Source organism: Rhodospirillaceae bacterium (assembly GCA_016712715.1).
GTDB lineage: Bacteria > Pseudomonadota > Alphaproteobacteria > Dongiales > Dongiaceae > Dongia.
Window position 1 is genome coordinate 160,745 of record JADJQM010000001.1, and the last position, 12,604, is coordinate 173,348.

General features: G+C 62.6%; 5 protein-coding genes and 3 pseudogenes. All 8 read left to right on the forward strand.

The window, feature by feature from the left end; all coding sequences use genetic code 11:
• Positions 1 to 70 precede the first annotated feature (70 nt).
• Positions 71 to 538 (forward strand): hypothetical protein, encoded by a 468-nt coding sequence (locus tag IPK59_00865; GenBank protein ID MBK8157411.1) that lies wholly within the window; start codon positions 71 to 73, stop codon positions 536 to 538.
• A 105-nt stretch (positions 539 to 643) separates the two neighbouring features.
• Positions 644 to 1,960 (forward strand): proline--tRNA ligase, encoded by a 1,317-nt coding sequence (locus IPK59_00870; protein ID MBK8157412.1) that lies wholly within the window; start codon positions 644 to 646, stop codon positions 1,958 to 1,960.
• The gene (locus IPK59_00875) at positions 1,957 to 3,204 is read left to right on the forward strand and encodes a lipoprotein-releasing ABC transporter permease subunit (GenBank protein ID MBK8157413.1); all 1,248 of its coding nucleotides are present in this window, start codon (positions 1,957 to 1,959) and stop codon (positions 3,202 to 3,204) included. Before IPK59_00870 ends, IPK59_00875 begins: the two co-directional genes overlap by 4 nt.
• 7 nt (positions 3,205 to 3,211) lie before the next feature.
• The gene (locus IPK59_00880) at positions 3,212 to 3,913 is read left to right on the forward strand and encodes an ABC transporter ATP-binding protein (protein ID MBK8157414.1); all 702 of its coding nucleotides are present in this window, start codon (positions 3,212 to 3,214) and stop codon (positions 3,911 to 3,913) included.
• Positions 3,914 to 4,025: 112 nt separating this feature from the next.
• Positions 4,026 to 5,977: pseudogene (locus tag IPK59_00885) on the forward strand (PhoX family phosphatase).
• A 157-nt stretch (positions 5,978 to 6,134) separates the two neighbouring features.
• Positions 6,135 to 8,032: pseudogene (locus tag IPK59_00890) on the forward strand (PhoX family phosphatase).
• Positions 8,033 to 8,242: 210 nt separating this feature from the next.
• Positions 8,243 to 8,956 carry a hypothetical protein gene (locus tag IPK59_00895; protein ID MBK8157415.1) on the forward strand — a complete coding sequence of 238 codons (714 nt, stop codon included), beginning with the start codon at positions 8,243 to 8,245 and terminating at the stop codon, positions 8,954 to 8,956.
• 194 nt (positions 8,957 to 9,150) lie between these two features.
• Positions 9,151 to 12,583, forward strand: a pseudogene (dnaE, locus tag IPK59_00900) (DNA polymerase III subunit alpha).
• Positions 12,584 to 12,604 lie beyond the last annotated feature (21 nt).

Here is a 12,604-nt window from a genome sequence, read left to right on the forward strand (position 1 = left end):
AAAAAGTACAATAGCTATCCTCACCAGAGCGTTATTCGCCGTCCGGCCACCAAACTGCTAGGATGCAGCTATGCCATCCGTCCCCAACCAACGTCCCAGCACCGCCCGCGCCATGACCAGATCCCGAGTCGCGATCGTTAACGCAGTGCTGTTCCTTCTTACCTGCTTCGGCGGGTCATTTCCAGCAGCCGCCGATATTGCCGTGACGCGCGCGGATTGCGATCGCCTGGTCAAGCACCAGCCGGCGCCGGGCGTCGAGTACCAGCCGGGTGTCGACGTCCATGGCCGCCCCGTGGCCCCCGCCGATATCGGTGGGGGCTATCAAATCAAACCGCCGGAAACCATCATCATTCCCATCGAGATCCTCATCCAGGACCGCTTCAACATCCCGACCAATTCCGTGCTTTGGAACGCCAAGGCACAAGTCGGCGTGGTGACGGTGAAAGGCGATCAGGTCTTTTACGAGGGACAACTCCTCGGCGATCCCGAGATCGCCGCCCTCGAACAGCTCTGCCGCGAACAACTGCCAGCGAAATAGCCTGCCCAATACCGGGCCCCCTGTGGACAGGAAGGGGGGCTTTGCCTACAGTCCCCCGCCTATCCGATATCCCACTCACACGTCTTTTTTCAGCAAGGCCTCTCCATGCGTTCCAGCCAGTTCTTCATGCCGACGCTCCGGGAAAACCCCTCGGAAGCCCAGATCGTTTCGCACCGCCTGATGCTCCGCGCCGGCATGGTACGCCAAGCCAGTGCAGGAATATACTCCTGGTTGCCCATGGGTTTCAAGGTGCTGAAAAACATCGAACGGATCGTCCGCGAGGAGCAGGATCGCGCCGGCTGCCAGGAAGTCCTGATGCCGACCATCCAGTCGGCCGACCTCTGGCGGGAAAGCGGCCGCTATGACGATTACGGCAAGGAGATGCTGCGCATCACCGACCGCCACGACCGCGAGATGCTCTATGGCCCGACCAATGAAGAATTGATCACCGAGATCTTCCGCAATTCGGTGAAGAGCTACCGCGAGCTGCCGCGTAACCTCTATCACATCCAGTGGAAGTTCCGCGATGAAGTGCGCCCCCGTTTCGGCGTGATGCGCGGCCGCGAATTCCTGATGAAGGATGCCTATTCCTTCGACATCGACGAGGCTGCGGCGCGCCGCGCCTATAACCGCATGTTCGTGGCGTACCTGCGCACCTTTGCGCGGATGGGGCTGCAGGCCATTCCGATGGCGGCCGATACCGGCCCCATCGGCGGCGATCTCAGCCACGAGTTCATCATCCTCGCCGATACCGGCGAGAGCCAGGTGTTCTGTGATCGGAGTTTCATCGAGCGCGACGTGCTTTCGATGGACGTCGATTACAACGCCGATCTCGAACCGATCGTGCAGCAATGGACGACCGATTACGCCGCCACCGACGAAAAGCATGACGCGGCCAAGTTCGGGGCGCTCGCGAAGGACCGCCAGGTCGAGGCGCGCGGCATCGAAGTCGGCCACATCTTCTATTTCGGCACGAAGTATTCCGATCCGCTGAAGGCCCAGGTGCAGACCCAGGATGGCCAGACCATCTCGGTCCATATGGGCTCCTATGGCATCGGTGTCTCGCGCCTGGTGGGCGGCATCATCGAAGCCAGCCATGACGAGAAGGGCATCATCTGGCCCGAGAGTGTCGCCCCCTTCAAGGTCGGCCTCATCAATTTGAAGGCCGGCGATGCCGCCTCGACCGGCCTTGCCGACGACATCTATGCCAAGCTGCAGAAGGCCGGCGTCGAAGTGCTCTATGACGACCGCGATACCCGTGCCGGCGAGAAGTTCGCCGAGATGGACCTCATCGGCCTGCCCTGGCAGGTTGTCGTCGGCCCGCGCGGTGCCGCAAAAGGCGAGGTCGAATTCAAGAACCGCAAGACCGGCGCCGTTGAAGCCATGTCTGCCGATGCGGCGCTGAAGAAGCTCGGCGCATGATCTTCTCGGCCTTCGAACGCCTGGTGGCGATGCGCTATCTGCGCGCGCGCCGCCAGGAGAGCTTCGTCTCCGTCATTGCCCTGTTCTCGCTGCTGGGCATCGGCCTTGGCGTCGCGACACTGATCGTGGTGATGTCGGTGATGAACGGTTTCCGGGCCGAATTGCTCGACCGCATCTTAGGCTTCAATGCGCATCTCTCGATCAGCGCCAACGGCACGTCGATTGCGGATTATGCGAAGCTCACCGACAAGCTGCGCAGCCTGCCCAGCGTCGCCTCGGCGACGCCCATCGTCGAAGGCCAGGTCTTTCTCACCGGCACGGAAGGTGGTGTGGGTGCCGTGCTGCGTGGTGTGCGGCTTGAGGACATCAAGCTGAAGGCGCTGATTGCCGACAGCATGGTCGCAGGCACCCTCGATGGCCTGCGCAACCGTGACGGTATCATCATTGGCGAAGCCATGGCCCGCGCGTTGCGCGCCGGCATCGGCACGGAGATCACGGCGATCTCGCCCGATATCAATGTGACGATCGGCGGCGCCATTCCGCGCATGAAGACCTTCACGGTGGTCGGCATTTTCAATGTCGGCATGTATCAGTATGACAACACCATCGCCTTCTCGACCCTGGAAATGGCGCAGATCTATTTCAAGGTGCGGGCTGGGGCGACCAATATCGAAGTGATGGCCAGGAACATCAATGACCTGCCGGAAACCAAGGGCGAAATCATCGACGCGATCGGCCCAGGCTTTCATATCGGCGACTGGCAGGAAGCCAATCGTGATTTCTTCACGGCGGTCGAAGTCGAACGCAACGTCATGTTCCTGATCCTGACGCTCATCATTGTCGTCGCCGCCTTCAACATCATCAGCGGCCAGATCATGATGGTGAAGGACAAGGCACGCAACATCGCCATCATGCGCACGATGGGTGCGACGCAGGGCATGATCCTACGCATCTTCCTGCTGTCTGGCGCCAGCATCGGCATCGTCGGCACGGTGTTCGGCTGCCTGCTGGGCGTCGCCTTCGCGGCCAATATCGAAACCATCCGGCGTGGCCTCGAAAACATCACCGGCACCAATCTCTTCAGCGAGACGATCTATTTCCTCTCCAAGCTGCCGGCCATCGTCGATCCGATGGAAGTGGTCCTCATCTCGACCATGTCGCTGGTCCTCACCTTGCTGGCATCGGTCTATCCTGCCTGGCGCGCCGCAAGGCTCGATCCGGTGGAGGCCCTTCGCTATGAGTAACGACGTCATGAGCAAGGGGCACGCCAACAATGGCGATATCGTTCTGGAGCTGAAGGGCATCCGCCAGAGCTTTCCGCAAGCGGAAGGTGTCCTCGAAGTCATCCGCAATGCCGACCTCACCTTGCGGCGCGGCGAGATGGTGGCGCTGATCGGCCCATCCGGTTCCGGCAAATCCACCCTGCTGCACATCACCGGCATGCTGGAGAAGGCCGTGGCGGGCGAGATCGTCATCGCCGGCAAGACCATGACGGCGTTGGGTGACGACGCGCGGACGGCGGTGCGCCGCGACACGATGGGCTTTGTCTATCAGCATCATCATCTCCTGCCGGAGTTCTCGGCGCTGGAGAACGTCGTCGTCCCGCAGATGATCGCCGGCAGGTCGCGGGCTACGGCAACGCCGCGGGCGGTTGAACTTCTGACCCGTGTTGGCTTGGCAAAGCGCCTCGATCACCGTCCAGGCAAGCTGTCCGGCGGCGAGCAGCAGCGTGTTGCCATTGCCCGGGCTCTGGCCAACGAGCCGAAGCTGATCCTGGCAGATGAACCGACCGGCAATCTCGATCACCATACGGCGGACGACGTTTTTGCCATGCTGCGCGCGCTGGTCCACGATTTCGGCGTGGCGGCGCTCATTGCCACGCACAATCTCGAAATCGCGGCTCGCATGGACCGGGTGGTCACCTTGCGCGACGGAGAACTGGTTGCTGGCTGAGGCGATTTCGGCCCAGCGACATCCAGTCATGTGGTCGTCACGCGGGTGACCGGAAAGTGTCATGAAACACCGCTATAGCGCCTGGATCGCCAGACAACAGGAGGCTCACGCGATGACCGATCGTCATTACCGCATGCCGGTGACCATCAATAACGAAGACGACAACCACCCGTCCAATCCCAGCGCCGGTCCCACGATGACCGACCTGATCGCCCAGCGCTTCTCGCGCCGCACGGCGTTGAAGGGCCTGCTGGCAAGTGCCGCCCTCGGTGCCATCGGTGTCGGCTCTGGCGCCCTTCGCCCGGCCCAGGCCGCGATGGGCTTGAGCTTTACCGAGATTCCCCATGCCTATGACGAAAACCTGCACATCCCCGCCGGCTACACGGCCAACCCGTTCCCGCGCTGGGGCGGCCCGAGCATCGCCGGCGCGCCGGCGTTCGATGCCACGACGCGTGATGCGGCCGCGCAGGCGCAGCAGTTCGGCTACAATTGCGACTTCGTGCACTTTGTGCCGCTGCCGGAAGGCTCCAACGCCAGCGATCACGGCCTGCTCGTGGTCAACCACGATACACAGACACGCATATGATCTTCCCGGGCTTTGCCGATGCCAAGGAAGCGCTCGCCGCGGCGACCGCCGAGATGGCGGCCTATGAACAGGCGGCGCATGGTCTCAGCGTTGTCGAGGTGAAGAAGGAAGCGTCCGGCTGGACGCTGGTGAAGGACAGCACGTTCAACCGCCGTATCACGCTGGCGACAGAGTTCGAGCTGGTTGGCCCGGTTGCCGGCCATGACCGCGTCAAGACCTCGGCCGATGCCAGCGGTACCAAGGTGTTCGGCACGATGAACAATTGCGCCGGCGGCTGGACCCCTTGGGGCACCATACTGTCTGCGGAAGAGAATACGCACCAGTATTTCGGCGGCGATCCGAGCGGCACCGCCGAGGCCGCCAATGCCAAGCGCATGGGCATCAAGGGCGAACCTTCCTATGCCTGGGGCAAGTTCCAGGACCGCTTCGATATCTCGAAGGAGCCCAACGAACCCAACCGCTTCGGCTGGATCATCGAAGTCGATCCCTATGACCCGGCGTCGATTCCGGTGAAGCACACGGCGCTCGGCCGCTTCAAGCATGAAGCCGCCACCACGGTCATCAACAGCGATGGTCGTCTCGTGGTCTATACGGGTGACGACGAGCGTTTCGAGTATATCTACAAGTTCGTGAGCACCGGCACCTTCGATGCCGCGAAGGGCCGCGCCAATTCGGCGCTGCTCGACGAGGGCACCCTGTTCGTGGCGAAGCTCGATGCCGAGGGAAATGTCACCTGGATGCCGCTGGTTCATGGCCAGGGTGAGTTGACTGAGGCCAATGGCTTCAAGTCCCAGGCCGATGTGCTCATCGAAGCACGTCGCGCCGGCGATCTGCTGAAGGCTACCAAGATGGACCGGCCGGAAGATATCGAGACCAGCGACAAGACCGGCAAGGTCTATGTCGTCCTCACCAAGAACGACAAGCGCAAGGCTGACCAGGTCGACGCCGCCAATGCGCGCGCTGAAAACAAATGGGGCCACATCGTCGAGATGGTGCCGCCGATGGTCGACGGCAAGGCGGATCATGCCGCCACCAGCTTCACCTGGAGCGCCTTCATCCAGGCCGGCAACCCGGGCGATGCCGCGCAAGGTGCGGTCTATGGCGGTGCCGTCACGGATGCCGGCTGGTTTGCCAATCCCGACAACGTCGCCTTCGACGCCAAGGGCCGCTTGTGGATCTCGACCGACGGTTTCCCCGATCATGGTGTGCATGACGGCCTGTGGGTGACGGAGACGGAAGGCGAGGGGCGCGCGATCACCCGTCACTTCCTCGGTTGCCCGCGCGGTGCGGAACTCTGCGGACCGGCCTTCACGCCGGATGGAACGACGCTGTTCGTCGCGGTCCAGCATCCCGGTGACGAGGATGGCAGCAATTTTGCGACGCCGTCGACCCGCTGGCCCGACTTCAAGGATGGCATGCCGCCGCGCCCGACGGTCGTCGCCATCACCAAGGATGACGGTGGCGAAATCGGCGCCTGATAGGCGTCGCGTTTGCATCAGGAAGCTCGGTCGGGGAGTTCCTCGACCGGGCTTTTCTGCTTTTTTGAGACTGTCATTGATCCTTCACATTTCCGGCCTTTGACCGTCATCACCGCGCGCTATGCTGTCCCTCCCACCCAGAAAAGAGGAGGCTTCGATGCGCGATTCTGCCAAGACTGACTCGATACCCACTTATGCCGACTTGGTCGCCGCGCGATTCTCGCGCCGCACCGTGCTGCTGGGCGCCGCCGGCGCCGCGGCTGCCTCGGCCATGTCCTTCCGCTTGCCCGGCGCGCAGGCCGCGACCAGTTCTTCGACGCTGACCTTTCCGGAACTGAAAAAGGTCTATGACGAGACCCATCACGTGGCCGAGGGCTACAATGCCGATATCCTGGTGCGGTGGGGCGAGGCGATCGTCTCGGGTGGCAAGGAGCTTGATGCCGCCAACCAGAACGCCGCCGATCAGGCCAGGCAGTTCGGCTACAATTGCGATTTCATCGGCTACATGCCGCTGCCGCTGGGTTCGAACAATAGCGAGCACGGGCTCCTGTGCGTCAACAATGAGTATCCGAACCCGCATGTCATGTTCCCCGGCATGACCGAGGACGATGCGCCGAAGAAGATGAATCCTGATCAGATCAAGGCGGCCTTCGAATCCTGGGGTCACTCGATCGTCGAGGTCAAGAAAGTCGATGGCAAATGGCAGACGGTGAAGGACAGCAAGTTCAACCGCCGCATCACCGGCACGACTGAGATGGCCATCTCCGGTCCCGCTGCCGGCCACAAGCTGCTGCAGACGGCGGCCGATCCGACCGGCACCAGGGTCTTCGGCACCGGCTACAATTGCTCCGGCGGCGTGACGCCCTGGGGCACGGTTCTTTCTTGCGAAGAAGGCCTCTCCGACACGTTCGGCGGCGATCCGGCCAAGGGCGGCGATCCGGACCTGCTCGAACGCTATGCCTATGACGGCTCCGATTATTATGGGTTTGCGCGCATCGAAGAACGCTTCAATCTCGACAAGGTGCCGAACGAACCCAACCGCTTCGACTGGGTGGTCGAGATAGATCCCTACGAACCGGGTGAGACGCCGGTGAAGCGCACGGCGCTGGGCCGCATGGGCCACGAGGCCGCGACCTGCATCGTCAACGCCGATGGCCGTGTCGTGGTCTATACCGGCGACGACGATTATTTCGAATATATCTTCCGCTTCGTCAGCAGCGGAAAATTCGATCCGGCCGACCGCACCGCCAACAAGAAACTGCTCGACGAGGGCACGCTTTCCGTCGCCAAGTTCGATGCGGACGGCACGCTCACCTGGATCCCCCTGATCCATGGCCAGAACGGTCTTACGCCTGAGAACGGCTTTGCCGACCAGGCCGAAGTGCTGATCAAGGCGCGCCTTGCCGGTGATAAGGTCGGTGCCACCAAGATGGACCGGCCTGAGGATATCGAGCCCAATCCCGTCACCGGTCGCGTCTATGCGGTCATGACCAAGAACAAGAAGCGCAAGCCGGAGGAAATCGATGCCGCCAATCCGCGGCCCGAGAATCACTACGGCCACATTCTGGAAATGCTCCCTCCGGGCGAGGGCAAGAATGCCGACCATGCGGCGGACATCTTCAAATGGGACGTCTTCCTGCTGGCCGGCAATCCCGCGAAGCCGGAAGAGGGTGCCAGGTACAACGAAGGCATCAGCGCCGACGGCTGGTTTGCAGCCCCGACAATGTCGCCTTCGATCCCAAGGGCCGCATCTGGATCGCCAGCGACGGTGCCAACGATTTTGACATCGCCGATGGCCTCTATGGTGCCGACACGCTGGGCGACGGCCGCGCCTTGCCGCGCTTCTTCTTCGCCTGTCCGACCGGTGCCGAATTGTGCGGTCCGGCCTTCACACCGGACGGCAAGACGCTCTTCGTCTCGGTCCAGCATCCGGCCGAAAATTCCGAGAGCCTCGACAAGCTGACGACGCGCTGGCCGGATTTCGGGCCGGACAGCCTGCCGCGCCCCTCGGTTGTCGCCATCACCAAACAGGATGGCGGTGAGATCGGCGGCTGATCGGCCAGTCTTTGTTTGAAGCGGAAGCGCCCGGCAGGAAACACTGCCGGGCGCTTTCCATGTCGGTCATCGATTTGTCACGTCCGTGCAAGCTGCCCGCAACCCGAATCAGTCAGTATCTTCGGCAGAGAGGGTGCACGGCTCCAACAGCAGATCGTCAAGGTTCTGCCGTTGGAGCCGGCGCATCGCAGGATTTAGGGAGGCGCCGCCATGACCGTGCATGCGACCGTTATCGGGATCGACAGCAAATCGGTCAGCCCCGCGATCGGCCTTTCGCCAGGCTTGCCTGAAATCGTGGCCCTGCGTCGCGACCGCTGGTTCGACGGGCCGGAATCAACCGCCTCGGTCGATCATGTAGCACCCATGGTTTCATCCGATCAGGATGCCGATCTTGCCTGGCAGCGGCTGGCGCGCCAGCGCCTGGGTATCGGCATGGCGCTGGTCGATGTGCCCAATGGCTTGGCTTATGCGGTCGATGTGGGGACTGCAATTTTCCTCTACCGCGTGATCGCGGCGCGCCAACTGGATCGTCATCTTGGGCTTGAGGCACTGATCGCGTCGGGTGAAGTCGCGGCCGCGCGTTTTGCCGCGAACGGTATCCTCGAATGGGTTCCGGTACGGACCGCCGGCAATGTGGGGCAGGTGCGCAACGAAGCGCTCCGGCTCGGCGCCACACCCCTTCGCACGATTTTTGCCTTGTCGCCCCTGCGGACCGAGGGCGGCTTGCGCATGATGTCGACCGGCGGCAATGAGCCGCTGACCCTCGACCTCACGCCGCCCAATATCGGGCAGCATCGCTATCCTCATGCCCGACGTTTCGCCTGGGCGGAGCAGGACGCGCCGATGAGCTATGGTTTCGGCGCGCCGGCTGCCGAACAGATGCCGATCGGGCTCGCCGCTTTGTTTTCGCAACCCTGGCAGTAGCCGGGGCCTTTACAACCTTCTTCCTCCGTTCCCGTCCCGGGCATCTGCCCGGGCCACGCCGAGATTGTCCCCCGAACGATCTATCTCGGCTTCACTAGAGCCCTCCGTCCTGTCCACGGAGGGCTTTTTCTTGCCCCGGCGGGACCGCTGCCTTAGAGTCGGGCGGACCCGTTCACGACTCCGCCGATGCCCCCATGCCGCATGCTGACTTTGTCCATTTGCGCGTTCATTCCGCCTATTCCCTGTCGGAAGGCGCCATCAAGAACAAGCAATTGGTCGATCTTTGCTGCCGCAATCACATGCCGGCCGTGGCGGTCACCGATACCGGCAACCTGTTCGGCGCCATGGAGTTTTCCAGCTATGCCAAGGATGCCGGCATCCAGCCGATCATCGGCTGCCAGCTGGGGCTTGCCCGTGAGCGCGATCCGCACCAGACCCAGATCCCGGCGCCCGACCAGCTCGTCCTCTTGGTGCAGAACGAAATGGGCTATGCGAACCTCACCAAGCTCTCCAGCGATGCCTATCTGAAAAACGAGCCGGGCACCTCGCCGCAGGTTGCCTTTGCCGATCTCGCCGCCCATGCCGAGGGGCTGATCGCGCTCTCGGGCGGCACCAAAGGCCTCGTCGGCCGCTTGCTGCTGGAAGGCCAGGATGCCGCCGCGGAAGCTGCGCTGATGCGCCTGGCCGAGCTCTTTCCCGGCCGGTTCTATGTCGAGCTGATGCGCCATGGCCTTGAGGAAGAGGCTCGCATCGAGGAAAGCCTCATCAACCTTGCCTATGCTCATAACCTGCCGCTGGTCGCCACCAACGATGTCTTCTTCAGCGACGAGGGCATGTATCTGGCGCATGACGCGCTGCTGTGCATTGCCGGCGCCACCTATGTGGCTGAGACCAACCGGCGCAAGGTGACGCGCGAACATCGCTTCAAGACCGGCGCCGAGATGAAGGCGCTGTTTGCCGACCTGCCGGAAGCGATCGACAACACGCTCGTCATCGCGCGCCGCTGCGCCTTCATGCCGCCCTCGCGCAAGCCGATCCTGCCGGCTTTCTCTGACGGCAAGAGCGAGGATGACGTCCTGCGCGACATGGCGCGGAGAGGCCTCGACGAACGCCTCCAGGCGATGGGCGTGTCGGGCGACGCAGCCAAGCCCTATTACGACCGGCTGGATTTCGAGCTTAATGTCATCATCCAGATGGGCTTCCCCGGCTACTTCCTGATCGTTGCCGAGTTCATCCAATGGGCCAAGGCCGAAGGGATTCCGGTGGGGCCGGGCCGTGGGTCGGGTGCCGGTTCCGTGGTCGCCTGGGCGCTCACCATCACGGATCTCGATCCCTTGCGCTGGGGGTTGCTGTTCGAACGCTTCCTCAATCCCGAACGCGTCTCGATGCCTGATTTCGATATCGATTTCTGCCAGGATCGCCGCGAAGAGGTGATCCGCCATGTACAGGAACGCTATGGCCGCGACAAGGTCGGGCAGATCATCACCTTCGGTAAGCTGCAGGCCCGCGCAGCCGTGCGCGATGTGGGGCGCGTGCTGCAGATGCCCTATGGCCAGATCGACCGCCTGTCGAAGCTCATCCCCAACAATCCCGCCAACCCGATCACCCTCAAGGACGCGATCGAGGGCGAGCGGCAGTTGCGCAATGCGATGGACGAGGATCCCAGCGTCAAGCGCCTGATGGAGATCGCACAGAAGCTCGAAGGCCTCTACCGCCACGCCTCGACCCATGCGGCGGGCGTCGTCATCGGCGACCGGGCGCTTGATGAACTGGTGCCGATGTACCGCGATCCGCGCTCGGACATGCCGGTGACCCAGTTCAACATGAAGGATGTCGAGAAGGCCGGCCTGGTCAAGTTCGACTTCCTCGGCCTGAAGACGCTTTCCGTCCTGCGGACTGCCGACATGCTGCTCAGGAAGCGTGGCATCGAGCTCGATATCGACCATCTGCCGCTCGACGATGCCAACACGTTTGAGATGCTGGCCAAGGGCGATTCAACCGGCGTGTTCCAGCTGGAAAGTTCCGGCATGCGCGATGTGCTGCGCAAGCTGAAGGCCGACAGGTTCGAGGATATCATCGCGGTCGTGGCGCTCTATCGCCCGGGCCCGATGGACAACATCCCGAAATACATCAATTGCAAGCACGGCCGTGAGGCGCCGGATTACCTGCATCCATCGCTGGAAGGCATCCTCAAGGAAACCTTCGGCATCATCATCTATCAGGAACAGGTGATGCAGATCGCCCAGGTCCTGTCCGGCTATTCGCTCGGCAGCGCCGATCTGCTGCGCCGCGCCATGGGCAAGAAGATCAAGGAGGAGATGGAAGCCCAGCGCAAACTGTTCGTCGACGGTGCCGTCGAGCGTGGGGTCAACGCCGACAAGGCCGCCGAGATCTTCGACCAGGTCAACAAATTCGCCGGCTACGGTTTCAACAAGAGCCATGCCGCGGCCTATGCGCTGGTCGCCTATCAGACCGGCTACCTGAAGGCCAACTACCCGGTCGAGTTCCTGGCGGCGTCGATGACGCTACGACATGGGCAATACCGACAAGCTCAACTCCTTCCGCCAGGAGCTGGACCGCATCGGCATCAAGCTGCTGCCGCCCGACATCAACAAATCGGAACCGACCTTCGTGGTGGAGAGCCAGGCCGACGGCTCGCTCGCCGTGCGCTATGCCCTGGGTGCTGTCAAGAATGTCGGCATGGGCCCGGTGCAGGGTATGGTGAAGGCGCGCGAAGAGGGCGGGCCGTTCAAGAACCTCGAGGATTTCTGCGAGCGCATCGATCCCAAGGGGCTTAACAAGCGGCAACTTGAAAACCTGGTCTTGGCCGGTGCCTTCGACAGCATCAATCCCAATCGTCGCCAGGTGCATGACAGTGTCGAGCAGATGCTGCGCCAGGCGCAGGCGACCCATGAATCGCGCGGCAGCAATCAGTCCAGCATGTTCGCCGAGACGACCCAGGTGCGCCTCACCCTGCCGCCGCTGCAGGACTGGCTGCCGATGGAACGGCTGCAGCACGAATTCGCGGCGATCGGGTTTTACCTCTCCGCGCATCCCTTGGATTCCTATGGCGCCAGCCTGAAGCGGCTCAATGTCGTCTCCTTTGCCGACCTGCCGCAATGGTTGAAAGCCAAGGGCGCCAGCCGCGCCCGCGTCGCCGGTCTCGTCGTCGGCAAGCAGGAGCGCACCTCAGCGAAGGGCAACCGTTTTGCCTTCATCCAGTTGACCGATGCCAGCGGCATGTATGAGGCAACCATTTTCTCGGAACGCCTCACCGCCGCGCGCGAGATGCTGGAGCCGGGCAGGGCCTTGTTGCTGTCGGTCGATTGCCGCCAGGAGGAAGACAGCCTGCGCCTCATGGTCAACGAAGTTTCGAGCCTCGATCAGGCAGCCGCCGCCACTGCCGCGGGCCTCAAGATCTTCCTCAAGGACGCAGGCCCGGTAGAATCGATCAAGCAGATCCTCGGCAAGGCGGGCCGGGGCAAGGGCCGTATCGAATTCGTCATCGACCTACCTGAACAAAAGCGTGAGGTCGACATCGTGCTCCGCGACCAATTCTCCGTCACCCCCGCCGTCCGCGGCGCCATCCGCGCCATGCACGGTGTGGCGGAAGTGATGGATACGTGAGGCGCCGGCATGCCTGACCTA